General features: G+C 45.7%; 18 protein-coding genes. 14 read left to right on the plus strand and 4 right to left on the minus strand.

Features of this window, described 5'->3' with window-relative positions; genetic code table 11:
• Window positions 1-9: 9 nt before the first annotated feature.
• The 4 genes from HHO50_RS17705 (at window position 10) to HHO50_RS17720 (ending at window position 2808) form a co-directional block, all read left to right on the plus strand.
• Window positions 10-642 carry a DUF2911 domain-containing protein gene (locus HHO50_RS17705; protein ID WP_181307976.1) on the plus strand — a complete coding sequence of 211 codons (633 nt, stop codon included), beginning with the start codon at window positions 10-12 and terminating at the stop codon, window positions 640-642.
• A gap of 98 nt (window positions 643-740) precedes the next feature.
• Window positions 741-1331, plus strand: coding sequence for an AraC family transcriptional regulator (locus HHO50_RS17710; protein WP_219921578.1), 591 nt, complete (start codon window positions 741-743; stop codon window positions 1329-1331).
• 36 nt (window positions 1332-1367) lie between these two features.
• The gene (locus tag HHO50_RS17715; protein ID WP_181307978.1) at window positions 1368-2396 is read left to right on the plus strand and encodes a potassium channel family protein; all 1029 of its coding nucleotides are present in this window, start codon (window positions 1368-1370) and stop codon (window positions 2394-2396) included.
• A gap of 172 nt (window positions 2397-2568) precedes the next feature.
• A complete protein-coding gene (locus HHO50_RS17720) occupies window positions 2569-2808 on the plus strand; it encodes a heavy-metal-associated domain-containing protein (RefSeq protein WP_066834024.1) in 240 nt (79 codons plus the stop codon).
• Between the two features lie 93 nt (window positions 2809-2901).
• Here HHO50_RS17720 and HHO50_RS17725 read toward each other — a convergent pair whose 3' ends face one another.
• A complete protein-coding gene (locus tag HHO50_RS17725; protein ID WP_181307980.1) occupies window positions 2902-3570 on the minus strand; it encodes a DUF305 domain-containing protein in 669 nt (222 codons plus the stop codon).
• 224 nt (window positions 3571-3794) lie between these two features.
• Entirely contained in the window at window positions 3795-4250 is a 456-nt protein-coding gene (locus HHO50_RS17730) for a DUF305 domain-containing protein (protein WP_181307982.1), read from the minus strand.
• Between the two features lie 606 nt (window positions 4251-4856).
• Here HHO50_RS17730 and HHO50_RS17735 point away from each other — a divergent pair.
• From HHO50_RS17735 to HHO50_RS17750, 4 genes are all read left to right on the plus strand, one after another.
• Window positions 4857-5186 (plus strand): four-helix bundle copper-binding protein, encoded by a 330-nt coding sequence (locus HHO50_RS17735; RefSeq protein ID WP_123132267.1) that lies wholly within the window; start codon window positions 4857-4859, stop codon window positions 5184-5186.
• A gap of 76 nt (window positions 5187-5262) precedes the next feature.
• Complete coding sequence (locus tag HHO50_RS17740) at window positions 5263-7758, plus strand: multicopper oxidase domain-containing protein (RefSeq protein WP_181307989.1); 2496 nt, start codon at window positions 5263-5265, stop codon at window positions 7756-7758.
• 233 nt (window positions 7759-7991) lie between these two features.
• Window positions 7992-8204 (plus strand): heavy-metal-associated domain-containing protein, encoded by a 213-nt coding sequence (locus tag HHO50_RS17745; RefSeq protein ID WP_181307991.1) that lies wholly within the window; start codon window positions 7992-7994, stop codon window positions 8202-8204.
• An 80-nt stretch (window positions 8205-8284) separates the two neighbouring features.
• Entirely contained in the window at window positions 8285-10390 is a 2106-nt protein-coding gene (locus HHO50_RS17750) for a copper-translocating P-type ATPase (RefSeq protein WP_181307993.1), read from the plus strand.
• A 69-nt stretch (window positions 10391-10459) separates the two neighbouring features.
• Here HHO50_RS17750 and HHO50_RS17755 read toward each other — a convergent pair whose 3' ends face one another.
• Window positions 10460-12727 carry a heavy metal translocating P-type ATPase gene (locus HHO50_RS17755; RefSeq protein ID WP_370457630.1) on the minus strand — a complete coding sequence of 756 codons (2268 nt, stop codon included), beginning with the start codon at window positions 12725-12727 and terminating at the stop codon, window positions 10460-10462.
• Between the two features lie 401 nt (window positions 12728-13128).
• Here HHO50_RS17755 and HHO50_RS17760 point away from each other — a divergent pair, with 401 nt between their 5' ends.
• A complete protein-coding gene (locus HHO50_RS17760) occupies window positions 13129-13845 on the plus strand; it encodes a recombinase family protein (protein WP_181307995.1) in 717 nt (238 codons plus the stop codon).
• Between the two features lie 343 nt (window positions 13846-14188).
• On the opposite strand, the gene HHO50_RS17765 is transcribed toward HHO50_RS17760, so the two are convergent.
• Window positions 14189-14566 (minus strand): 5'-nucleotidase C-terminal domain-containing protein, encoded by a 378-nt coding sequence (locus HHO50_RS17765; RefSeq protein WP_255478802.1) that lies wholly within the window; start codon window positions 14564-14566, stop codon window positions 14189-14191.
• A 504-nt stretch (window positions 14567-15070) separates the two neighbouring features.
• Between HHO50_RS17765 and HHO50_RS17770 the strand changes: the two genes are divergently transcribed.
• The 5 genes from HHO50_RS17770 (at window position 15071) to HHO50_RS17790 (ending at window position 26440) form a co-directional block, all read left to right on the plus strand.
• A complete protein-coding gene (locus HHO50_RS17770; protein WP_181308071.1) occupies window positions 15071-17863 on the plus strand; it encodes a substrate-binding domain-containing protein in 2793 nt (930 codons plus the stop codon).
• A 1503-nt stretch (window positions 17864-19366) separates the two neighbouring features.
• Window positions 19367-20704 carry a sugar porter family MFS transporter gene (locus tag HHO50_RS17775; protein ID WP_181307997.1) on the plus strand — a complete coding sequence of 446 codons (1338 nt, stop codon included), beginning with the start codon at window positions 19367-19369 and terminating at the stop codon, window positions 20702-20704.
• Window positions 20705-20716: 12 nt separating this feature from the next.
• Window positions 20717-21628 (plus strand): carbohydrate kinase, encoded by a 912-nt coding sequence (locus HHO50_RS17780; protein ID WP_181307999.1) that lies wholly within the window; start codon window positions 20717-20719, stop codon window positions 21626-21628.
• A 19-nt stretch (window positions 21629-21647) separates the two neighbouring features.
• Window positions 21648-24725 (plus strand): TonB-dependent receptor, encoded by a 3078-nt coding sequence (locus HHO50_RS17785; protein WP_181308001.1) that lies wholly within the window; start codon window positions 21648-21650, stop codon window positions 24723-24725.
• Between the two features lie 17 nt (window positions 24726-24742).
• Window positions 24743-26440 carry a RagB/SusD family nutrient uptake outer membrane protein gene (locus HHO50_RS17790; RefSeq protein ID WP_181308003.1) on the plus strand — a complete coding sequence of 566 codons (1698 nt, stop codon included), beginning with the start codon at window positions 24743-24745 and terminating at the stop codon, window positions 26438-26440.
• The last annotated feature ends 33 nt before the right edge of the window (window positions 26441-26473 follow it).

Here is a 26473-nt window from a genome sequence, read left to right on the forward strand (position 1 = left end):
CAAGTTATCATGATACAGAAAGTAACCATCTATTTTGTGCTTACCGTCTTCAGCTTTTCCTTGATGTTCTGTAACCAGAATTCCAACTCCGAACAAGCACAGGGAAGAGATAACCCGACAACTTCACCCGCCGCCCCTCAGTCGAAAGCAGAGGATGCTGTCACCATAGCGGAACAACCTGAACCCGACACACTCAAAGGAAGCGTGAAAGCAGTGGCTACAGGGAAAATAGGTTCTGTAAACCTACGAATAGACTACCATTCACCTGCCGTCCGGAATCGGGTGGTGTGGGGCGGTCTGGTGGCTTACGACCAGGTTTGGGTGACCGGAGCCCATTCCGCTACTAGCTTGCAAACGGATGGCCCTATCGTCATAGGAGGCCAAAAAATACCTGCTGGTCAATATGCCTTGTTTACCATACCTGGTAAACATGAGTGGGCGGTGATATTAAATAAGAAGTGGGAGCAGCATCTGGCAGATGAGTATTCTGAAATGGAAGATGTAGTCAGACTTTCGGTGCAGCCTGAAACCAGTCAGCATCAGGAACGCCTACGCTACGAGATTAGACCCGAAGGAGAGAAAAACGGGAGTATTCTTATGAGGTGGGAGAAATTGACCATCTCGATTCCTATTTCCCTTTAGAGCCATATTAATCTGCTTTTAAAAGTTAAAGTACCTAAAGCTCCTTCTGCTCTAATCCAGAGCTTCACATATTTTTAGCAATAGTGTAATTTATTATTATGGAACTCCAAACCGATGATACCAAAACCACCATATGCATCAAGAACATGGTGTGTCCTCGCTGCATCCGGATTATAAAAGAGCAGTTAACTCTTCTGAATCTTCCGGTAATTGAGGTTCATCTGGGCTATGTAGATTTGAAGCGTCCATTGGAGCCTGCAGAGAAGGAAAAGGTAAAAGAATTCTTAAGTGATTATGGCTTTGAATTGCTGGAAGAAAGGAAAGCAAAGTTGGTAGAGCAGATAAAAACTTTGATTATTGACGCAGTTCACTATAAGGAAGAACAAATCGCGTCTAACTATTCAACTTACCTGGCCCAGACCATCGGGAAAGATTACAGCACCCTAAGCCATGCGTTTTCTTCAATGGAGGGTATCACCATCGAAAAGTACATCATTCTTCAAAAGATAGAGTATATCAAAGCACAATTAGACTATGAGGAATTATCCCTGGGAGAAATTGCCTCTAAACTACATTACAGCAGCCTAAGCCATCTTTCCAAACAATTCAAATCCGTGACCGGCTTTACCCCTTCCGAGTATAAAAAACTTCAGCCTAGAGGCCGCCAAACACTTGACCAATTGTACTAGAAATAGAAAAGAACCATGGTTATAACCTAAACACTTATGAATATTCTGTATCTGCTTTCTGGAACTTCTATTTTCATTATTACTACGGTAGATATAATCAAAACTACTCTATCCACAAAAGGGGGAGGTGTGATTACAAAAAGAATTTCAAGAGCTGTTTGGAAATTATTTTTCTCAATGTCTGGCCAGAACGGAAAATCCACTGCTTTAGAATTCGCGGGCCCTGCTGTCTTAATAATGGTACTTCTGGTCTGGATTATTGGCTTATGGGCAGGTTTTTTTCTTTTGCTTTTATCAGATGGGGACTCCATCATAAACAGCACAACTAGAGAAAACGCTATGGCCTTAGAAAAGCTGTACTATGCCGGGTTTACCCTATCAACCTTGGGGGTGGGTGATTTTGTAGCCTCCTCCAACAGTTGGCGGATACTCACTAGTTCGATGGCATTCACGGGGCTGGTTTTTATAACAACCTCCATTACATATTTTTTGCCGGTTTTATCGGCGGTAAACCTGCAAAGCAACCTAAGCTTGTATATCAGCAGCATGGGAAGGACACCCCAGGAAATGATGATAAAGAGCTGGAACGGGGGAAATTTTTCTTCCTTCTTTGATTGTGTCCCGAACATGTGCCAGATGCTTATAAAGCACACCCTTAACCATCATTCCTATCCCATCATTCACTACTTCCACAACAAAGAACCAAAACAGGCCATCATTGTACAGGTAGTGATGTTAGAAGAAGTTTATTATCTCCTTAGACAGGTGGTTTCTACGGAAGTAGCCTTAGATGAAGTAAAAATGACCATGTTGCGCACCGCCCTGGATACTTATTTTAGCTTAGTGAAGAAAAACTTTATACAAGAAGAAACCAGCCAAAAGTATCCTCCCTCTCCAGAACTCGCCCCCCTGCTGCAGTCAGGGATTCCAGTTAAACAAGAAGCTAGTATAAACCAAGGCAATGGCCAGCAGCAACAGGATAACCGGAATATTCTCACTGCCCTTTTGGGGAGCGATGGTTGGTCCTGGCAGGAAGTTTATCCGACAAAAGATATTGTTGGGTAACAATCCTTTAAACCCCATAGTGGGCAACGTTTAGCAACCTAATTAACCGCAGTTTTATACTTTAAAATAATAACGCGTTTTGAAGGCTGAAAAGGCAAAAAGCCCTTCAATGGGAAACTCTCCTGGTAGTCCTTAGTAAGAATTATATCATTAATGTAAAGTCTGAAATAGTATGGAAATCATAAAATTCAAAACCACCATGGGTAATCAAAGCGATGTAACGAAAGTTGCCCCCTATCTGGAAAAAATCAAGAGTATATCCAATTGGCAAGTAGATACAGAAACAGAAGAAAATGTGCTGAGTGTTTCCGGCAAAGATTTAAATCCTCAGGCCATAGAGAATGCCGTTCAGGAAGCAGGCTTTCAGGCAGAGATACTTAGGGTAGTGGGCCTAAGCGGGGATGAATTGTAAATCTAAATTGAAACACCCATAAATTTATAAAGGAGAACCTCACTTGAAGGTTCTCCTTTATAAAACAATGTATAGGCAATGAAGTAATTCTTGCTATTGCGGATGCTCCTGCAGCCACGCATCCAACTCCTGCTTTTCCTTTTGCTGCTCATCCATGATTTTCTGAGCCATGGCTTTTATTTCCGATGCCTTCGCCTGAGGCAGATAAGCTTTAACCATATCTATTCCACTTTGGTGGTGCATGCTCATAAGGCTTGCAAAATGATGGTCGGTGGTACCAGCCATATTATGGTTCATGCTGGCCATCATGCTTTTCATAGGCTGCATCATCTTCATGGTAGCAGCAGTATCACCCGTAGCAGATTGGTTGTTTTGAACAAAGTCTCTAAGTTTTTCCTGCTCCTCTTTTTGCTTCGGCGGACTCTTTTTAGCCATGTTGACGAGCATTGTATCACTCCCCTTGCTTTCTTCTTCCTGGGCCATCTTAATCGCTCCTTCGTGGTGGGTGGCCATTAAATTGGCAAAGTCTACGTCTGGATTACCGGTGAGTTTCACCTCCTGCATCGCCGTCATGTTCTCGTGCATCAGGTCCATCATCTCATTTGACTCCCCAGCTTCCATGTTGTGGCCGGAATGGTCTTCTGTTTTCTCCATATCGGAGGCCACTTCCGTTTCACCTGAGTTCTGGCTACAGGCGGTAAAGAACAAGGAGGCCCCGCAAAGCATTGCCACCCACTTAGAATTAAACTTGTTGTTTTTCATAGCTTTTGTTTAGAGATTAAAAATAAATCTAATGGGAAAAAGACGACATACTGCCGACAGAAACAGGGGTGATTGTAGTGTATAAGCTCACCTATCGTAGTAACAGTTTTAATTTTATAAAGAACTTATTCTAGCACAGATATTCACTTTCTCATCCTTGGTTCAAGATAACCCTGCTGGAGGTTTGTCTCAGAAAACAGCATCAGAACAAAGTTTGGAATAAATTATTCTTCATCCATTCTTTTTAAAATAGCCTTCATTTCGGCAATTTCCTTCACTTGGGACTTGATGATTTCGTCAGCTAGTTTTTTCAATTCAGGGTCTTTGATATTGGCTTTCTGGCTAACCATGATGGCGGAAGAGTGATGAGGAATCATTGCCTTCATGTATTGCTCGTCAGCGACTAGGACTTGGTTTCTTAAAAAAAGCAAGGCTCCAACAAATACTATAGCGCTTGATGCATAAATTATCATATTTAACTTTTTATCTTCATACATGTTCCGCAGCATCAATAACATTACCACGGCCATAGGCGCTACCATCAATAAGGTAGTATAGACCCTGGTAGCACTTAGATAAATATGTTCAGCTTGGTCCACATTTAAGAACATTACCGCGTACATGATTACAAACGATGCTGTTAGCATGTAAAGGAACTTCTTGTAATGGTTGTTTTTCATTTGGAGTATTTGTTTCTAGCCTAAATCATACAGGTATTTTCCCAATTCATAATTGAATTTTTGGTGTAAAGCTTTTTATAGCCTTGTATATTAGAATACACCTATACTCTATGGATAAGCGTTTTATACGAAGCTCTCGGAGACTAGTTATTTAGAGCAGATAGGCTAAAAAGGCATTAAAATATAGGAATTTTGGTTTTATAGCCTAGCAAAGCCCATAAATGGTGAGATACGAGATAACTACCATATTAATATGCAGTATTATATCAGTCTTTTCTTAAATTATACAAATACTATTTTCCATCATTTAACCCTAGAAACTCCATCAATAGTACTTGGTGTCTCTTTACTTTATATGAGATGCTCTTCCGAATTAATATAATAGGCTTAAGTATCATAAGGCTCTTATGCCCCTGTTGATGATGGTGATAAAATATTAAAAGATGAAGCATCTTTTATCGGTGGTGCCTTGACAGTAAAGGTTCTCGGAAATGACAGTAATACCCAAATTATATAAATCTAATCAAGGATAATTAAAAACATATATCCCCCTAAAGTGTAAAACTATAGAGTTCACATAATTAAACAACATAACTAATTACTACCATGCACAATTCTCAATATCAATCCGTTATACAAGCCCTTAATGCTTGTGCTGCTGCCTGTGACCATTGTTACGATGCCTGTTTACAGGAGCAGGATGTTAAAATGATGGCCCGTTGTATTCGCCTGGACCGAGATTGTTCCGACATCTGTAAGCTTACTGCCAGCGCACTGGCCCGCAATTCAGAAGTAGCTAAAACACTGTTGCAAGCCTGTGCCGACATCTGCCGGGAATGTGGAATCGAATGCGCAAACCATAAACACATGCAGCATTGCTTAGAGTGTGCAGAGGCTTGTAAAGCCTGTGAAGAAGCTTGCCGGAGCGCACTTTAATAAAATCATAGGTACGACAGAAGACGTCTCTCCTTCATTGGCAGAGGCGTTTTTTGTCGTTTATAATAAGTCCTTTATGATAAAATCCCCCCCCTTGGTTGCAGTACTGGTAATATTACTATTTCTGTATGGGAACGAAACAAATGCCCAAACCGATACCGTTACCTATCACATCTCCATTAGCCAGAAAAATGTAAATATTGCTGGTAAAGAGAGTATGGGCTTAACCATAAACGGGTCTATCCCAGGGCCTACGTTGCGGTTTCCCGAAGGAGGCTACGCTGTGATATACGTAAAAAATGAGATGAATGTGGAAACTTCAGTGCATTGGCATGGCTTGCTGCTGCCTAATTTCCAGGACGGTGTACCTTACCTGACCACACCTCCCATTGAACCAGGCAAAACCCTCAAATACGAGTTTGCCTTAAGGCATGCTGGTACCTATTGGTACCACTCCCACACCGGCTTGCAGGAACAGTCTGGCGTATATGGTTCCATTGTTATCGAACCCAAAGAAAAAACATTGGACTACGCCCGAGACTTTGTCGTGGTTCTGTCTGACTGGACATATGAGAAGCCAAAGAATGTCTTGAAGAACCTGAAACGCGGGCTAGAAATCTATGACATACAGAAAGGTACGTCAACCCCGCTGGGCATGGTCATAGCAAGGGGTGCCTTGGGGGCACAGCTTAATTTCTGGCGACAACGGATGGAAGGGGCAGATATAGCCGATATTTACTACCCTGCTTTCCTTACCAACGGTCAACCTGTGCAGGAATACCCGGAATTTACACCGGGAGAGAAAGTAAGGCTACGCATCATAAATGCCGCCGCCTCCAGCCAATTCTGGTTGACCTTCGGCGGAGAAGAACCGCTGTTAGTAGCCGCCGATGGTTTGGATGTAATGCCTGTGCAACGGAACAAAACGTTTATTGCCGTAGCTGAAACCTATGATTTCATTGTCACCATTCCGCAAAACGGTAAAATGGAGGTAAGAGCTACCGTGCAGGATGGCTCCGGCCAAACAAGCGCCTTCTTCGGGCAAGGCAATACCCTTAGCGCGCCAGATGTGCCCCGGCCAGATAAAGTGGCCATGATGCAGCAAATGGCCGGGATGAAGATGAAAATGGGGGCCCCTGCCTCCAAATTTAATCCGGGAAAGGAAGAGCCTGTTGAAATGATGAACAAGTGGGGGATGCAGATGGAAGGAGAGATGGGCATGGGGCAAATGGGCGGAATGAATCACGGCACGGCTGATGCGGGCAAGATGCAGAAAGGGAGAAAAGATGGGATGAGTGTTTCTAAAGATTCTCTGGCCACCTCTAAAACAAGCCATGACAGCATGTCCCACCAGGGAGTAAACCGGCAGGCAAACAAGATGGGAATGGAAAAAGCGGGGGAGAAAATAAAAACGGATTCGGTGTCCGCTGGAGGAATGGACCATGGGATGAATAATGCCCCCATGAGGAACTCGGCCTCAAGCTCTGGAATGCCTATGGCAGGGAAGAGTCAGGAAAACAGCGAGCAAGGCATGTCCGGCATGGGCATGTTCGATGAATATAACTATGATTACTTAAAATCGCCGGAGAAAACAGATTTCCCAACTGATAAACCGGTTAAGGAAATGGTGCTGAACCTAACTGGTAACATGGTGCGCTACATTTGGAGCCTGAACGGAGTGCCATTAAATGAAGCGGATAAAATAAAAATCAACAAAGGCGAAGTAACGCGCATTATCCTTAACAACCTGACCATGATGCACCACCCCATGCACTTGCACGGGCATTTTTTCAGGGTTATCAACGGGAACGGGGAATATTCCCCTCTGAAACATACCGTAAACGTGGCTCCCATGCAAAAGGTAGTCATTGAGTTTGATGCCAATGAGTACGGCGACTGGTTCTTCCACTGCCATGTCCTGTACCACATGGACGCGGGCATGGCACGGGTCTTTAGTTACGGTACCCCCAGGGACGAAAGGCTGGAACGCTATCCTCTATCTATCCTCACAAACAAAAGCAATCATTTTTTTACCTGGGGTGTCGTTGACGCAGCCTCCCACATGACAGAACTCAACCTCGTGTCTTCCAACATAAGGAACCAGTTTGTTTTAAACGCAGAATACGGCTGGAATAAGAACCTGGAAGCAGAGTTTACCTACGGGCGGTTCCTATATGACTACCTAAGTGTTTTCGGAGGTGTCAACGTGGAAAACGAAGAGGAAAATAGCCTTGATGAAATACAACCCACGGCCATAGTAGGCTTCAGGTACCTTACTCCGTACCTTTTTAACCTGGACGTTCGGATTGACAACAAACTCCGGCCCCAGGTAAGCTTAGCCCGAGAGGTACTTGTATTTCCCCGGACTTTCCTGTTCGGGGAGTTCGAATACCAAGCTGACTTTGGTTGGGTAAAAGATGCGCAAGAAGGCAGAGTAAGCAGCGGTGCGGGTTACACGAGGGAAATAGTCTGGAGAGTAGGCTCTGAATATCTTATCTCCAAAACCTTTTCGCTTATGGCAAACTATGATAACAGGTTTGGTGCGGGGGGAGGATTGACCGTAAGGTTCTAAAGGGACAGTCTTTAGCATCTATCAACAGATTTACGGGAGACTATATTGGCTGTACAGAAAGACCACAATAGTTAATCGGCTTTTTCAGATGAACAAAATAGTATAACGCTTTTTTAAAATTATGTCACACATTAACCTAAGTCAATGGGTATTTTTATGAAAGAAAGCTGAGTGCCTACATGAGTACTTATGCCATATGTCTTAGTTGAAAACCAAACAATAATTGAAAGATTATGGAAACTCTGAAATTTAAAACCAATATCAAATGCGGTGGATGTATAGCCACTGTTACCCCCTTCCTAAACAGTGAAAAAAGTGTGGAGAAGTGGCAAGTAGACACTAATAACCCTGATAAAATTTTAACTGTCGAAGGAAGTACCGTAAGTGAGCAGGAAGTAGTAGAGGCGGTTGAGAAAGCTGGCTTCAAAATAGAGCCACTTCAATAGAAGAGCAGAAATAAAGGGGTAATCTACAAAATTACCCCTTTATTTTTATTCCTAATCTTCCTGAATTAAACCCGTAAACTATGGACCACTCCCACCATAACCACCATCCAAACAACGAAAGGAATTCTAAAGGCACCGAGGCAGCGGACCAAATAGCCGAGAAAACGTTGCATGCCCATAACCGGGCAATACCTGACGAGGAACAGCACCCTTCCGGGCACGGAGAGCACGGCCACGACCATCATGCCATGATGATTGATGATTTCCGGAAAAGGTTTTGGGTCTCACTGTTACTATCAGTACCGGTCATCATCATTAGCCCGATGGTACAGGATATTTTGGGGTACCGGCTGGAAATACCCTTTAACATGTACATCGCCTTTGCCTTGTCTTCTGTCATTTTCTTTTACGGGGGATGGCCATTCCTGACTGGCTTCAGGGATGAGGTAAAGAAGGGGTCTCCCGGCATGATGACATTGATTGCAATTGCAATAACGGTAGCTTACCTATACAGTACCGCCATCGTCTTCGGACTGGAGGGAATGGATTTCTTCTGGGAACTGGCCACCCTCATCGTCATCATGCTCTTGGGCCACTGGATAGAAATGAAATCCGTTTTAGGAGCTTCCCGCGCCTTGGAGCTGTTGGTAAGTCTCATGCCCTCCGAAGCGCATGTCATAAGAGGGGGGGAAACGGTAGATGTTAGGATTGATACTCTGCAAAAAGATGACCTGATACTGATAAAGCCAGGCGAAAAGATTCCCGCTGATGGCCTTATAGAGGAAGGGGAAAGCTATGTGAATGAAAGCATGCTCACCGGCGAAAGCAAGCCCGCGCAGAAGGTAAAAGATGACAAGGTAATTGGGGGCTCCATCAATGGGACTGGCTCTCTGAAAGTAAAAGTGCAAGGCACAGGTGAGGAGAGTTACTTGAACAAAGTCATCAGCCTGGTGCAGGAAGCCCAGAAAACTAAATCAGACACGCAGCACCTGGCGGATAAAGCCGCCCGTTGGTTGACGTATATCGCCCTCTTCTCAGGCTTTGCCACCTTTACGGTTTGGCTCTTGGTTGGAGCCGAATTGGCCTTTGCCCTGGAGCGGATGGTGACGGTGATGGTAATCTCCTGCCCGCATGCGCTTGGTTTAGCAGTACCTTTGGTAGTAGCCATATCTACGGCTATATCTGCTAAAAACGGCCTGCTAATCCGGAACCGGACGGCCTTTGAGAATTCCCGCAAGATAACCACTATCATCTTCGATAAAACCGGTACGCTTACCGAAGGCTCCCACCAACTGGCCCGGATTATTTCCTTCCATCCGGCCTACCCGGAAAAAGAGCTGCTGCGGCTTGCGGCTGGGGTGGAGCAAAATTCAGAACATTATATCTCCCAAGGCATCTTGAAGCGGGTAAAGGCGGAAAATATTACCATTCCTACTGCCGAAAGCTTCAATTACCTGCCTGGGAAAGGTTTGGAAGGCACCGTGGAGGGCAGGTCAGTGAAGGTAGTAGGCCCTAATTATATTTCAGAATTCGATATCCAGGTTCCGGAAAGCGATGCGGAGGAAGGGGTAGAAACAGTAGTATATGTGTTGATAGATGGAACGGTAGCTGGCTTTATCAGCCTGAGGGATAAGATTCGTCCGGAATCCGCAGAGGCCATAAGGATCCTCAAAGCCAACGGCATCAAGAACCTTTTGCTGACCGGGGATAATGACCGGGTGGCCAGGAGTGTGAGCGACACCTTGCAGATGGATGGCTTTCTGGCCAACGTATTACCCCATCAGAAACAGGAGAAGATTAAGGAATTGCAAGCCAAAGGTGAATTTGTGGCTATGACTGGGGACGGAATCAATGATGCCCCAGCATTGGCGCAAGCAGATGTGGGTATTGCTGTTGGCTCCGGAACAGATGTTGCTGCTGAAACCGCCGACATTATCCTGGTGAACAGCAACCCGAAGGATATTGCTTCTTTGATTCTTTTCGGCAAAGCTACTTACCGCAAGATGATTCAGAATATCATCTGGGCTACTGCCTATAACGTCATAGCCCTGCCTTTGGCAGCAGGAGTTCTATATAAGCAGGGTATTATGGTATCACCGGCAATTGGAGCCGCTTTGATGAGCATGAGTACGGTTATCGTGGCCATCAACGCCCAGTTGTTACGGAACCAGATTAAAAACCAATAGATTTAAAAGCCTAGGGCCTGCCAGTCTGACAAGCCCTAGACTTTTACAATTGGGAAACGCATTATAAACTTATAGCTGCTGCGCTTTCAAACGCAGGCTGTTGGCAACCACTGAAACCGAACTCAGCGCCATCGCCGCCCCGGCAATCATAGGGTCCAATAAGAATCCATAGAAAGGATAGAGCAAGCCCGCTGCGATTGGAATGCCAACGAGGTTATAGATAAAAGCCCAGAATAAATTCTGCCGAATGGCATTTACGGTTAACTTAGATAACTTCAAGGCCTTCGGTAACAATTGCAAATCAGAGGTAATGAGAGTCATCTTGGCTACGTCAATGGCTATATCCGAACCTTTCCCCATGGCAATGCTTACATCTGCCTGCGCAAGTGCCTGGGAGTCATTAATCCCGTCCCCTACCATCCCTACGACTTTGCCCTGACTTTGGAGAGCCTTTACAAAATCAGCCTTCTCGCTTGGCATTACCTCGGCTTGGAAATGCTGAATCCCCACCTGCCGGGCAACTGAAGCCGCCGTTCGGGCATTATCACCAGTCAGCATATAAACCTCGATTCCCCTTTGCTGCAGTAATTCAATCGCCTTAGCCGATGTCTCTTTCACTTTGTCGGCAATGGCCAAGATAGCCACTGCCTTCCCCTCCTCTGCAAAATAAATCACGGTTTTAGCTGCCTCTGCCAAATTTTCTGCCAAACTGGATAGGTCACTTGAAACCGATATTTCCTCTGCAGCCATGTACTTAGGGCTGCCCACTAAGTAGAAGCGTCCATGCCAGCTTGCCTTCACCCCTTTTCCAGTTACGCTATCGAACCCATCTATCTCCACAGTTGGGACCGCGGCATCCCGCAGGTGGCGGGCTACGGCTTCCGCTAAAGGATGCTCAGATAATTGTTCCAGGGAGAATAGTACGGACTGCAGTTCTTTGCAACGTGGGCGGGCTTCTTCCGACCAGAAAACATCTGTTACTACTGGCTTGCCTTCGGTAATGGTGCCGGTTTTATCTAGAATAACAGCATTCAGGCGGTGTGCCTGTTCCAAGCTCTCGGCATCTTTTATCAGGATACCATGTTCGGCTCCCTTCCCTACCCCTACCATGATAGCCGTGGGGGTGGCTAGACCTAAAGCGCAGGGGCAGGCAATAACCAACACCGTTACGAAAGCCAGTAACCCTTGTGAAAGGCCGTTATCACCGCCTAAAACCAGCCAAGTAACCAAAGTGACAAGAGCAAAAACAAACACAACGGGCACGAAAATCCCGGCTATTTTATCGACTAATTTCTGCACCGGGGCTTTAGAACCCTGGGCATCCTGCACTAATTTGATGATTTGAGCTAAAAGTGTCTCACTGCCCACCTTCTCAGCCGTAAACCGAAAGCTGCCTTTTTGGTTAATTGTTCCGGCAAATACTTTATCTCCCATTCTTTTGGAAACAGGCACCGGTTCCCCGCTTATCATCGATTCGTCAACATAAGAAGAACCAGAGGAAACTTCACCGTCTACCGGTACTTTTTCGCCGGAACGCACGAGAAGAACATTTCCTTTCTGAATAGTTGAAATGGGCACTTCGCGTTCCTGGTCTCCCTCAACAAGCCAAACTGTTTTAGGCTGCAGCCCAATCAGTTTTTTTATCGCTGAAGAGGTACTGGATTTTGCCCGCTCTTCCAGCAGTTTGCCCAGCATGATAAAAACAATGACAACCGCAGCCGCCTCAAAATAAACGTGGGGATGTAAGTTTCGCGCATGCCAAAAACCGGGATTTACTGTATTAAAAACACTAAAAGCAAAGGCAGTGCCGGTACTTAGAGCTACCAGCGTATCCATGTTGGCCTTGCCATGGCGGGCTTGCTTGAAGGCATTAACAAAGAAATTGCGTCCAAATACAAATAGAACCGGGGCACTTAAAGCCATCATTATCCAATTGCCATAAGGCATCTCCATAAAGAACATCCCGATGACCACCACAGGCAGCGTAAGCAGGCCTGCCAAAACAGTCTTACTTTTGAGCCCCCGGTAATGGCTCTGCTGGGTTTGCTCTTGAATCTCCTGGGCATTCTCAGTATCTATTATCAAGTCATACCCGACCGACTGAAGCGCCTTTTGCATATCCGTTACCTGTACCTTTTCCGGATTATAGGTAACCTGTAAAGTCTGGGTCGCAAAGTTGACGTTGGCCTGGGTAACGCCCGGCGTACTGGCAACCATGGATTCCACACTAACCGCACAAGCTGCACAGGTCATGCCGGTAACTGGCATGGAAACCTGTGAAGCCACTCCCTTTGTTGCCAATGTTGGGGCTTGCGGAATTTGTATATCTTTTCCCATTTAGTTGTAACATTATTTCTTTAAAACAAATTTACGGCTGACTTAAGTTGAAGTCCTTATAGAATTTAGGAAAAGAGTAATATGATTTTGCGGCACCAGACAAACAACTTAGTCCGCTAGCCTACCTACCACAACCTACACCTATATATAAAGAGTGGACGATAAATTAGAATAGAAATATTTTAAAGAGAAAAGCACGCTTCATAAATCTTTTTTACATAATTATTAAAATGCGATACTTTTTTCCCTATTTTACAAATCAGGAACGTTCGTTGCTGATTTGTAAAATGGAGGGTAACTTAGCAAAAAAGTAAAAGAAATGGGGCGGCAGGGGAGAAAAGCCATAAGTTTTGCAATTGCAAAACAGTACCTGAAATTTCTGCCGCCACTCCTATATATATATGGAGCATCAAAAGTACATCGCCTACTACCGGGTATCGACCGCCAAGCAGGGCAGGAGCGGCCTGGGTCTGGAGGCACAGCGCGCCGCCGTTATCTCCTTCACCAAAAACCCGGACGGCATCATCCGGGAGTTCACCGAGCACGAGTCGGGCAAGAACGACGACCGACCGCTCCTGGAGCAGGCGATATTGGCGGCCAAGAAACAAAGCGCCACTTTGATCATCGCCAAACTGGACCGATTGAGCAGAGAAGTGGCCTTTCTGTTCCAGCTTAAGAAAAGGGTGGAGAAGAACAACATCAACTGGTTGTGCCTGGACATCCCGGAAATGAACACGCTCAACATCGGTATCTGGGGAACCATGGCCCAGCACGAGCGGGAGCAGATCAGCAAACGTACCAAGGTGGCGCTCCAGGCCCTGAAAGCCCGCGGCCGGGAATTAGGCAACTTGGATAACCTGACCGACACCGGCCGAGAGCTTGGCGTGGCGGCAATTAAAAAAAAAGCTGCCTCCAATGACAACAACAGAAGGGCAGCTGAGCTGATACGCCTCTATCGGAGGCAAAGAATGACTTGGTTAGCCATCGCCGAAAAACTGAACCAGTCCGGTTTCAAGGCAAGCAGAGGAGGGGAATTTCAGGCAGTCCAGGTCCAACGGATTTATTTCCGGTACTGTGCCGAGGATAAAAATGAAGGATCTAATCAGAGCTTATATTAAAGTGTTCACATCTATTACAATTTTTAGATGGGACGGCGGCAGGATTGCTTTGACTGGTCAGAAAAACGACATGCTTCTCGAAGAAAAGGGAGAACCACTTGGCAAGCCTAAAAATTATGTTCAACCATAGAAACAAACACAAAGGCCGACATCATACATTGTGAACCACAACCAAAATTTCATTGAGCGGAGAGTGGTTCCTAAACGGTATTAGAAAGATTTGCCGATGAGCGTTGGGCTCCTCTATACAACCTAAATTTAGGATTCATTCCCAAAATGAATAGTTACTAAAAAAGAGGGAGGATACCCGGCCTCCCTCTTTTTCATTTAAAGCTTTTAGCTTCTACCTAAACACATAGTCCACATTTGGCAACTGAGATAGCACCGGCGACGCAAGGTCAAGGACCTTGGCTCTTCCGTCAACTTTAGGTGAAACAGTGCCATTTTTCTTCAGATATTCTTCCATTACATCATGAACGGTATAATCCAGCAGCTTGGGATTTTTGGCATTTGGCATGCGGCATAATAGATGGTCTGGCTCACCGGTTCTGCGACAGGCAGCCATGGTGTACTCACGCTTCAGGTCAAGCGGTTTCCCGCCCACTGTGATAGACTGTACACGCTCTCCTTTTGGTGCGTTTGCTTTGAAGGTCAGCTCCATGCCAGAGAATCTAATAACCCAACCCCCGAACTGCTCCAGCGGCTTTAGTATACCTGGCATCGGCCATGATCCTGCTACATTAATTGTCAAAGCGCCCTATGCCTGGTCCTTGTCTAGCTCATTGATTCTGTCCTCAACCAGCCCTTTGTATCCCTACCCGTAATGGGCATTTTTTCCAAGAGCTGTTTGTTTGCCCGTCCCGTACCCGGTCCCACCTGTTGTTTGATGTACTCTTACCCTTAGATTTTTAAATGGAATCTATTTTGTAAAGTGGTACTACAATGACTTTGCTGTGCGTTCAAACCTGCAAGTTCGAAAGCCTAGGGCATTGGTTCTGCTGGTGATAGCACCAATAAAAGCGGCTGGTTTTGGTCCTCTTCTGCTTTACTAAACAGGTTCACTGTTTGTAGATGGGCCTTTAAGAAAAGCCAAAGGCAACTTTGATAAATCCGTAATAATACTTAATTTGGGTGCTAAAGTAATAGCAATTTGCTTTGCAAAAACCAATAGATTTTAAAAATGCTAGAATTGCCTTGCTTCAAAGACTAGATGATAGGGAATAGGATGGTAGTTTTAAAGCAATGGATTTACATAGGACTTGTGCCCTTGGTGGTTATTCTAACTTCTTGCCACCGGGAAGTGGAGAGCAGGAGCTATACCATTGGTTTTTCTCAGTGTACAGAAGGTGATGCTTGGCGTAAAGCCATGCACAAAGAAATAGTACGGGAAGTTTCTTTCCACCCTGAACTCAGCCTGCAAATTAAAGATGGCAAGAACAGCAGTGCCAATCAGGTTAAACACATCAGAGAATTCATAGAGCAGAAAGTAGATTTGCTCATTATCTCTCCCAATGAAACCGAACCCATAACCCCAATAGTGGAGGAAGCATTTGAGAAAGGCATTCCTGTAATTTTGGTAGATAGGAAAATCAGTTCCTCCTCCTACAGCGCCTACGTGGGGGCCGATAATTTCCAGATCGGGAAATTGGCAGGGGAGTATGTGGCTAACCTGCTGAATGGAAAGGGCAAGATTATAGAAGTGTGGGGTTTACAGGGCTCCTCGCCGGCAATTGAGCGTCACAAGGGGTTTCTGGAAGCCATAGGCCCATACCAAGAGATACAAGTGGTGGCAGAGGTCAAAGGTGAATGGGAAAAAGTAATAGCCAAAAAACGTTTCCCCGCCGTTTACCAGCAACATTCAGACCCAGATCTGGTTTTTGCCCACAATGATGTGATGGCTTTGGGTGCCTATGAGAGCCTTAAAGGACTGAAAAAGCAGAACAGCCTGAAATTTATTGGGTTTGATGGGCTAGCCGGTCCTAATGGAGGACTGCAATTAGTGGAAGACGGTGTTTTAGACGCCACCTTCCTTTACCCTACTGGCGGAGAGGAAATCATAAAGTTAGCTTACAACATCCTGCACAACCAGCCTTACAAAAAGGAGAATATATTAAACTCTACTGTCATTGATGGGCGCAATGTCCACATCATGAAACAGCAGTCAGACAAAATTCTGAGCCAAGAAGTAAATATCAACCGACAGCAGCAAAGAATCAGCGAACAGGTAAAGATCTACAACAACCAGCGTGCCCTGCTTTATGTCCTGGTCATAAGTCTTTTTATTATTATCATACTGGGAGCCTATGCGGTTTATTCCCTTTGGTTAAGACATGAGTCTAACAGGGCCTTAATGGCCAAAAACCGGGAGATCCTGGAGCAGCGCAATGAAATTGCCGAGATGGCCAAAAAAGCCGAAAAGGCAAATGAAGCCAAGCTCAAGTTCTTCACCAATGTGTCCCATGAATTCCGTACCCCTCTTACCCTCATTTTAGGTCCGGTGGAAGACGCTTTGCAAAGCAACATCTCGGTCGGGCTGAAAAAGGACATGCTTTTAGTGCGCCAGAATGCCCTACGGTTATTAAAACTGGTGAACCAACTAATGGATTTCAGGAAAGTGGAACGCAAGAAGATGCGTCTGCAGGCCACTGAAAGCGATCTGGTGAAGTTTGTGGAAGAGGTGGTTCAGTCTTTTAAGCGGCTGGCTCGCAAAAAGCAAATACACCTTAAGGTAATCTCTCGGGTGAAAGAAATCAACGTCTATTTTGATAAGGACAAGGTAGATAAGATTCTTTTTAACCTGCTGTCTAACTCTTTCAAATTCACCAAGGAAAATGGACACATCACTGTCCTGATCGAGTTGTCTGATGACCGGAACCATGTGCTGGTGACCGTGGAAGACACCGGTAAGGGAATGACACCCAGTCAAGTGGCCAGTGCCTTTGACAGGTTTTACACCGCAGATGATAACGCCAGTTTGGGTACGGGGTTAGGGTTGGCTCTCTCCAAGGAATTTATCAAACTGCACCACGGAGAAATATCTGTGGTAAGCAAAGAGAGGGAGGGAACACGCTTTATCTTCACCCTACCTTTGGGAAAAGAGCATCTGAAACCAGAAGAGATAATTCAGGAAACCACCCAAGAAGAGCAAAGTGCTCCTTTGACGGCAGGTGTTTTGGATGCAGATATGGAACTGTTCACCGGCACTCATGCCCAGGAAACTTCTGATATGGTGAAAGAGCATACCATTCTGGTTATAGAAGACAACAAGGAACTGCGTGAGTTCCTTGTTTCCCGGTTGTCCACAGATTTCAACGTGGTAGACGCCCCGCATGATGCCTTTGGTTTGCAGCAGGCCTTTGATACCATTCCAGACCTCATCATCTGTGATGTTAACCTACCCCAAAAAGACGGTCTGGAGGTTACTTTTCTGCTTAAGAAGGACATGAGGACTTCTCACATTCCGGTGATTCTGCTTACAGCTAAAGACACCCTTGAACAAAAGATAGACGGCATTCAGGCCGGGGCTGATTTGTATGTGACCAAGCCTTTCAGTTTTCTGTATTTACGGGAGCGGGTGAAAGGCCTCTTGAAAAACAGAGATCTTCTCAAAGTCTACTATAACAGTGCCATTTCGGTTGATACAAAGGTGCAAACTGCCCAGCCTAAACAACTTGATAAGAAGTTTATCAATGAAGTGGCGGCTTTAGTAGAGAGTAATTTGCAGAACCCAGACCTGAGTGTCAATGACATTTCTGAAAGCTTAGGGATGTCCAGGGTGCACGTGTATAGAAAAATGAAAGCCCTGCTGGGGTATTCGCTAAATGACTACATCGTAAATACCCGGCTTAAGAAAGCCCGGCACCTGTTACTCAACAGCCAAATGAATATCTCTGAAATTGCTTACGAAGTAGGCTTTTCATCGCCAGCCTATTTCTCAACTGCCTTCAAAAACCATTTCAACATGAGCCCCTCTGATTTTAAATCAACCCGTCCGGGTAAAGAGAAGATCCTCGTTTAAGCCAATCCCTTTTATTGAGTTTCCTTTGCTAGACCTGTTTACGGGAAGAATTGTTAAAATCTGCCATTAAACAGGCCTGCTGCTAGTAGGGTACGGAGGTGGTATCCAAAGTTAACCTCTAGTAGGAGTTTAGTAGAAGCTATCTCCAAAAGGTTTAAGTGGAATCATCATACAAGCCGGGAGTATGAAAGCTTTGAAGTTTTCAGCCTTGTTCTCATGCCTTGTGTCGCGTCTTCTGTAGAACCTGTTTAGGGTTTAGTTTTAACGCTGGCGCAGGCGTGAGATGGGGCGTTACGGCTTCTGTTTTGGAGCTATTTTTGAAAAAGTGGCTCCAAAACGGAGGTACCAGCGCACGCCTGCGCCAGCTGAAACAGGAAACCCCTAAACAGCCTCGTAGTTAAAGCACCTGGCAAAGAACCGTTCTATTTTCCACCTTCTTTTGTAGTGCCTGAGCTTTCTGCCGTGCTGTTTATTTTGCTCTGTTTCCCCTAGGAGGGGCAACCTTTTGGACTGGCTGCGGCTTTAGGGCCTCGTCCAGCGGGCAGTATCATAGGTTTCCTCTGGGCGTTTCAGGCAGGGGGCTCCATAAAGCTCTCCTCTAGGACCTTCACCACCAGTTGTACCTCGTGGGGAGATGCTGGATTCGGCTGAGGGAGACAGTACAAAGCCACCGTGCATCTGAGACTGGCATGGTCTTGTGCCTTCCCTTCACCTAGTCTTGCTAACCGCAGAGCCCCTTTTTTAGCCAAGCAGAAGGAACCGCCAATTAATCATTCGATCAAATCCACATCGGCTCTCGCGTAGGGTCCCTTTCCAATGACTCTACCACCCGCCGCATCACGCCCTCTTGCCGCCATTGTTAAAAAAGGGAGCTAGAGAGTCGGCAGTTGGCTCCAGTGCGTTCCCGCCTGGAGAATCCACAAAATGCCCTCCGGCACTTTCCGTTTTTTTCGCCAGGGCCTTCCTTTTCCGTCTGCTCTTCTGGCTCCACCCAGAATCATAATCTTTAGCTTCTCACTGCTTTTCTGTCAACTTCATAACTTTTGAACAAACCAAAACTTTTTAAGCTCCCTATTTTTGAGATAGCTTGTGGCCATAACACCTAAAAAACTCGCACGTGCCAGGATGATAGGTGTGCCATTTTGCTCAGGTTAAGTTTAAGACAACTGTTATATGAATAAGGCATGTAAAATCAAACGCTGTTTAATCGCTAGTTTTGCCAATAATGAAAAAACAGTTCTGAGATAGATTTGATTTCTGCCTGTTTTTTCAAAAACCAGCCTTTAAATGATGAAATTTAGTTTTGGGGGTTCACTAGGCCTTTAATAAATGTATCAATATTATAACCTAGGTTATAATATTGAAAGGTAAATGAAGTGTTTTGTAATTTAAATTTCTGATTTTCAATTAGTTATTTTAAGTATCAAAATAAATACTTTTTGATCAACCAGTGAATTTGAATGGGAGAGAAGGCAGATACCTTTGAAAAAAACATTCACATTCATGGTAAGCAAAAAAGTATACTTCTGGTCCATTGTGGTAGCGTTGGGCGGATTCTTGTTCGGGTTTGATACCGCAGTCATATCAGGGGCTGAAAAGGCCATCCAGAAACTGTGGAACCTGAACGTATTTGAGCATGGGCTAACCGTAGCCATTGCCTTAATAGGGACAGTACTGGGATCTCTCACCGGCGGGATTCCCTCTGATAAATTTGGGCGCAAGAACACCTTGTTTGGCATTGCGGTACTTTATTTACTGGCCTCTGTGGGTACGGCACTTGCCCCTGACTGGTACACCTTCCTCTTCTTCCGCTTCCTGGGAGGGATTGGAGTAGGGGTTTCCTCTGTTACGGCTCCCCTGTATATCTCAGAAATTGCTCCGGCCAAATCAAGGGGGAAACTGGTGGCCATGTTCCAGTTCAACATCGTGTTCGGGATTCTCATGGCTTATGTCTCCAATTATGCGTTTGCCGGTATCAGTGAGCATGACTGGCGCTGGATGCTTGGGATACAGGCCGTTCCTTCCATTGTCTTCTTAGCCACTATCCTGATGGTGCCGGAAAGCCCGAGGTGGCTGCTACTCAACAGGGCCAATAAGGTGGAAGACGCAAAAAGAACCTTGGAGATCGCTAACCCAGATGCGAACATCAACCAAATGGTAACAGATATTCTGATGTCTGCGCAAGAGCGCGATGATTTCGGAAACAAACCGGTTCTATTTTCCAAAAAGTACTCTCTTCCTATAACCTTGGCGGTACTATTTGCCTTCTTCAACCAAGTGTCGGGCATTAATGCTATTATATATTATGCGCCTCGCATTTTTGAAATGGTAGGCCTTGGTCAAGAGTCTGCTTTGCTTTCCTCCGCTGGAATAGGGTTCGTGAACTTTCTTTTCACGTTGCTGGCGATGAACGTAATTGACCGCTTCGGGCGGCGCACACTTATGTTTATCGGATCTTTGGGGCTAATTGTCACGTTGGGGCTGGTGGCCAAAGCTTTCTATTTGGAGGAGTTCAACAGCATGTCGGTTCCTGTTTACCTGTTTGTGTATATCGCCTTCTTTGCCTTTTCACAGGGAGCTGTAATTTGGGTATTCATCTCAGAGATTTTCCCTAATCAAGTGCGTGCCTCTGGCCAAGCCTTGGGCAGTTTCACTCACTGGATCATGGCCGCTGTTATTGCCTTCAGTTTCCCATACATTGCAGAGACGCTTGGGGGCGGTAATACCTTCATGATCTTCACTGGCATGATGGTGCTCCAGTTGATCTTTGTGTGGCGCATGATGCCAGAAACCAAGGGAACCTCACTGGAGAAAATAGAAAAAAGTGTGGTCTTCCATTAAATCCTACTCTTTATGCAGCAAAAAATAGTTTGTTTCGGCGAAACCCTCTGGGATATTTTGCCTAGTGGAAAACAGCCCGGCGGCGCTCCAATGAACGTTGCCATTCACTTGCGGCGAAACGGGTTTTACCCTGTGGTGGTGAGCCGCGTGGGAAACGATGATTTAGGCAAAGAGTTGGTCTCCTTCTTGGAAGAGCAGCAGGTCAACACTTCCTGTCTACAGACAGGCCAGACCCACTTAACTGGAGTAGTGAAAGCCAACATCTCTGACCGCAATGAGGTTACCTACAAGATTGTGGAACCAGTAGCCTGGGACTATATTCAGTACGAGGAAAGAATAGCTGAACTGATCTCCCAAAGTGATGTCTTCATTTATGGCAGCTTAGTGGCGCGCAGTAGTACCTCGCAGGAAACCCTGCTCCAGTATTTACCCTTGGCAAAGCTCAAAATATTTGATGTTAATCTCCGGCCACCACATTACACGAATGAACGGGTGTTAACTCTGCTTGAATTTGCCAATATAGTAAAGATGAACCACCAAGAGCTGGCTGAAATCTGCGAATGGCTGGGAGTAGAGGGAGACTTAGCGCAGCAAATGCACTCCATCAAGGACCACTTCAGTTTAGAACTGGTTATTGTGACCCGGGGCGAGAATGGAGCTGCCGCCTTGAATGAAACTGCCTTCTTTGAGCATGGAGGCTTTCATGTAGAGGTAGAAGATACAATTGGCAGCGGTGATGCTTTTCTAGCAACGTTCCTGACTAATTATCTCCAGCAAGAGCCTCTGGAACTAGCTCTGGAGAGAGCCTGCCTTGTTGGTGCCTTCCTGGCAACTCAGAGAGGTGCTACTCCCGCCTATAGACCTCATGAGATTACCAGAGAATCGCTTAATTCTTCAAAGGAGAATTCCATTCTTCACTCATAAACATACAAACCAATAAAATATGAAAAGAGTCTTACATCTAATCTTTCTTTTGCTTTGTATGGCCCAAGCCGTGCAAGGTCAAAGTACTGGGGAAATTACCGGAAGAGTGATTTCAGCAGGCAATAACGAGCCATTAATAGGAGTATCAGTGGTGGTGAAAGGCACAACTACCGGCGCTACAACTGATATGAATGGTAGATTCTCCCTCCAAGCTGCTGACAATGCCACCTTGGTGATTACCTACATTGGATTTATTTCTCAAGAGGTGGCCGTAGATGGGAGAAATAATATCCAGGTCACTCTACAGTCTGATACCAAAATACTGGATGAAATAGTGGTGACAGGGTACCAGACAGAGCGCAAAAAAGATTTAACAGGGGCCGTTTCAGTGGTAGATGTGGACGAGATGAAGAAGCAGTCGGTGGCAAACCCCATAAAGGCACTGCAAGGTCAGGTAGCCGGTATGGTGGTAACGGGTAACGGATCACCAAGCGCACCGGCTACGGTAAGAATAAGGGGGATTGGAACTCTCAATAACAATGATCCGCTTTACATTATTGACGGTGTGCCAACCAAGGCCGGCATGCATGAGTTGAACCCCGCCGACATTGAATCCCTACAGGTGCTGAAAGACGCCTCAGCGGCCAGTATCTATGGCTCTCGGGCAGCCAACGGCGTAATTATTATTACTACAAAGCGGGGCAAGGTAGGCCAATCGCAGATAAGCGCAAATGCCTACACTTCCATCTCCCGCTACATTAACCGCACTGAAATGCTGGATACGGAAGGGTACGGAAGAGCCTTGTGGCAAGCCAACATCAACAACGGTTCAGATCCAAATAATAATAGTGTGCAATACCGCTTTGATTGGGGAGTAGACCCCCAAACTGGTAAACCAGCACTTAACAAAGTGATGGTGCCAGAGTTTCTTGATGCCGCCCAAACCATGAGGTCCTCAAACACAGACTGGTTTGATGAAATATCCCGCACTGGCGTCATCCAGAATTATGACTTGTCGCTCTCTAACGGTACAGAGAACGGGAGCTACCTTTTGTCACTGGGCTACTTTGACAATCAGGGCGTCATCAATACTTCTGAATTTAACAGGATTTCAGCCCGTCTTAATTCAGACTATAAATTCTTCAATGGCAGGGTAACCGTTGGGCAGAACCTGAGTTTAACAAAAACCGAGGAAGTAGGGGCTGGCCCCATCAATGAAGCCATGCAGGCGTTGCCGTTGATACCAGTTAGAACCATAGATGGAATTGGCTGGGGGGGGCCAGTAGGAGGGATGAATGACCGCCAGAACCCTGTTCGCTTAATTGAAGACAACAAGCAGAACGGTTATGACTATACCCGCATCTTTGGTAATTTCTTTGCAGATGTCAAGTTAATAGAAGGGCTGACGTTCCGCACCAATGTTGGGGTTGATTATGGTAATTACACGCAAAGAAGATATCGGAAAAGGTACATGTCAGGCTATCTAAACAACCCAGAAAACAGACTGGAGTCAAATCAAAGCCATAGTGTCAAAACCACGTGGAGTAATACCTTGAACTATAATTATGTACAGGGTGACCATAGAGTAGATGCCTTATTAGGGACAGAGTACTATGAAGAGAATTTCAATACCTTTTGGGCTTCCAGAGAAGGATTCTTAGTGGAGGATGATGACTTTATGTACCTGGATGCCGGGGTAGGGGACAAAGACAACGGAGGAAGTGGTGCCAAGAACGTGTTGCTGTCCTATTTCAGTAAAGTCAACTACTCCTATTTAGATAAATATCTGTTCTCTGCAACCCTCCGTCGGGACGGATCTTCCCGCTTCGGTAAAAACAACCGCTTTGGAACCTTCCCAGCTTTCTCTTTGGGATGGCGCTTGAGCGAAGAGGGCTTCGTGAAAAACAATACTACCTTTTTCAATGACCTGAAACTGCGCTTCGGCTGGGGAAAGACTGGTAACCAAGAAATAGCAAACAATGCTATTTATGGTCTCTACTATACTGATTATGCCAATACATCTTATGACATAGGAGGTAACAAGAGCGGCGTGTTGCCATCTGGTTTCAAATTGACCCAAAACGCCAACCCAGACCTTAAATGGGAGGCCAGCACCATGACCAATTTTGGTTTGGACTTTGAAGTGTTGAACCAGAAATTTTACGGTAGCGCCGAGTATTATATTAGGGAAACCTCTGACATCCTTTTACTTCCCCCCTACATAGGTACCTTGGGAGAAGGCGGTAACCAATGGGTGAACGGTGCCTCCATGGAGAACAAAGGTTTTGAATTGACCCTAGGGAATAGAACTAAAATAGGAAATGATCTTTCAATAGATATCAATGCCAACTTTAGCACTTACCGCAATAAGATAACAGAGTTGCCCGCCGAAGTGGTGAATGCTTACGGTGGAGATGGAAGAGGCCAAAATATCTTAGGCCGGCCCATTGGGTCTTTTTTCGGCTATGTGGCAGACGGCTTGTTCCGAACACAGGAGGAAGTTGACGCCCACGCTACCCAAAATGGAAAATCCTTAGGGAGAATCCGGTACAAAGACCTGAATGATGATGGAGTGATTGATGATTATGACCGTACTTGGATCGGTACCCCGCACCCAGATTATACCTATGGGTTGAACTTGTCAGGGACTTATAAGAGATTCGATTTCTCTTTCCTGCTTCAAGGAGTGGCGGGTATTGATGTAGTAAATGACTTCAAGTTCTCCACAGATTTTTGGAGTGTATCTGAAACGGGCTCTAATAAAGGGGCCCGGCTCTTGGGGGCCTGGTCCCCTTCCAACCCTGACTCAGACATTCCAGCCATCGCTTTGACAGATGCAAACTTTGAATCACGCTTCTCTACCTATTTCATAGAGAATGGCTCTTATTTAAAGCTTAGAAATGCTCAGATTGGGTACACCTTTGGTGGGGCATTGCTGAACCGGATAAAAGTAAGCTCTCTGCGGATTTATATAGGTGGCGATAATTTAGGGATACTTCTTAAAAGCGACTCATTTACTGGGGTAGATCCTGAAAACCCTGGCTACGGCTACCCCAATCCGTTGGTATTGACTACAGGTGTTAATGTTAGATTCTAGTTTATCCTGAAAATCTTATGAAAAAGTACATAATTATATTGGTAGGGACTTTGATGATAAGTTCTGCCTGTGAAGATAATCTTGATGTCAATCCGCGGGGAGCATTGCAGGAAGAACAAGTTAATACTCCAGAAGCGGCTGAAGGCTTTGTGATTGCGGCTTATTCCCATCTGGGAAATGATGAGATAAACCGGGCCAATAGTCTCTGGCAGTATGGCAACGTAAGAGCCGATGACGCTTACAAAGGTGGCCGTGACCCGGGAGATGGACAGGGATTCCACTTTATGGAAACGTTTGTCAATACCCGGCCAGACATGTGGGAGCTGGACGGTATGTGGTTTCAGCTGTACATAGGGGTGCGGCGGGCAAACGAAGGCCTGCGGCTCCTGAACAACTTTACAGAACAGCAATTCCCTTTGCTGAACACCAGAAAAGCAGAATTGCGTTTCTTACGGGGGCACTACTATTTCCAGTTGAAAATCTTATTCAACAGAATTCCATATATGGATGAGAATGTGCCGGCAGATGAGTACAAGTTTATCACCAACGTAGAGTTAACCAGTGATGAGCTTTGGGAGAAAATTGCTCAGGATTTTGAGTTCGCCGCTGCTAACCTGCCTGTCACTCAGCCACAAATTGGCAGGGCCAACCAAACGGCAGCGTATGCCTATCTGGCCAAGGTTCGCCTCTACCAGGCATATGAGCAGAATGAGCAACACACGGTCATCAACGTGAACCCGCAACGCCTACAGCAGGTGATTGAGGCAGCAGACAAAGTCATAGCCTCAAAGTATAGTTTGCAACCTGACTTTGCGAACAACTTCTTGACTGGGCCTTATGAAAATGGGGTGGAGTCCATCTTCGCAGTGCAGTTCTCTAAGAGTGACGAAACAGCTAACGGGCGCCTTAACTGGGGAGACATGCTTACTGTACCGCAAGGGTTAGGCTGCTGTGATTTTCAGAAGCCGTCACAGAATTTAGTGAATGCCTTCAGAACCAACGCAGAGGGGGTGCCTTTACTGGATACATACAATACGGTAAATGTTGATTTTTCCCAAAACACAGTGGACCCAAGATTAGACCATACTGTGGCACGTCCCGGCAATCCATGGAAGTATGAGCCCAACCGGGTATTTACAGAAGGGTGGAGCCGCTCTCCGCAGATTTACGGTTTTTACAATTCTATGAAAGAGAATGTGTCGCCTGATGATCCAGGTTTTACCAACGTAGATCCCTTCTATGGCAACACAAAGCCAAGAATTGTGCTTCGCTACGCAGATGTGCTTCTGTTTAAAGCGGAGGCCTTGATAGAATTGGGCCGTCAAGATGAGGCCTTGCCTATCATCAACCAGATCAGAGCCCGGGCTGCGGCAAGTACCACTCGTCTCAAGAATGCTGCCGGGGCCTTTACTGCCAACTATTTTGTTAGGCCCTATGTGCCTGGCACCAACATAAATTGGACGCAGGAAAATGCCCGACAGGCGCTTCGATTTGAACGCAGGCTGGAGATGGCCATGGAAGGAAGTCGCTTCTTTGACCTTGTGCGCTGGGGCATCGCCGATGAGGTCATGAACAGCTATCTGGCGGTAGAGCAAAACCGCAAAGAGTTCTACAAAGGGGCCTTCTTCATTGAGGGCAAGCACGAGTACCTGCCTATTCCCCAGAACCAGATTTTCTGGAGCGAGAACCGCTATGTACAGAACCCAAATTATTAAACCAGTTACCGCTCATTTCTGTTTTTAGCCTAT

This window comes from Rufibacter sp. XAAS-G3-1, assembly GCF_013623775.1.
Classification (GTDB): Bacteria; Bacteroidota; Bacteroidia; order Cytophagales; family Hymenobacteraceae; genus Nibribacter.